The organism is Pseudomonas sp. HY13-MNA-CIBAN-0226, assembly GCF_040310305.1.
Taxonomy (GTDB): Bacteria; Pseudomonadota; Gammaproteobacteria; order Pseudomonadales; family Pseudomonadaceae; genus Aquipseudomonas; species Aquipseudomonas gregormendelii.
The window spans coordinates 1-283 of record NZ_JBEOPS010000168.1 but is presented as its reverse complement, the minus strand read 5'-3'; the positions used below and the strand labels follow the sequence as shown (position 1 = coordinate 283).

General features: G+C 53.0%; 1 protein-coding gene. It reads right to left on the bottom strand.

The window, feature by feature from the left end:
• Nucleotides 1–242, bottom strand: a 242-nt coding sequence (locus AAEZ05_RS28255; RefSeq protein WP_350649876.1) for a response regulator, incomplete at its 3' end; no start/stop codon positions are given.
• Between the last annotated feature and the right edge of the window lie 41 nt (nt 243–283).

Sequence of the window (283 nt, the reverse complement as noted above, 5' to 3'; positions counted from 1 at the left end):
ACCTGCACTTCAGGCCAGCGATGGGCGACCACACGGCTCAAGTCATAACCATTGAGCAAACCGGGCATTTGAATATCACTGACAATCAAATCCACCGGGTCATCGCCGCGCTCCAGGTAAATCATCCCTTCGTCTGCCGATGCAAACGATGTCACCACCGCACCAAAGTCTTCCAGCACATCCACCATCAACGCCCGAATGATCTCGTCGTCTTCCAATACCAAAATCGATGGCTGAGCCATGATCCTTACTCCACCATCAGGGGTTCAGTAAGGTGGAGTGG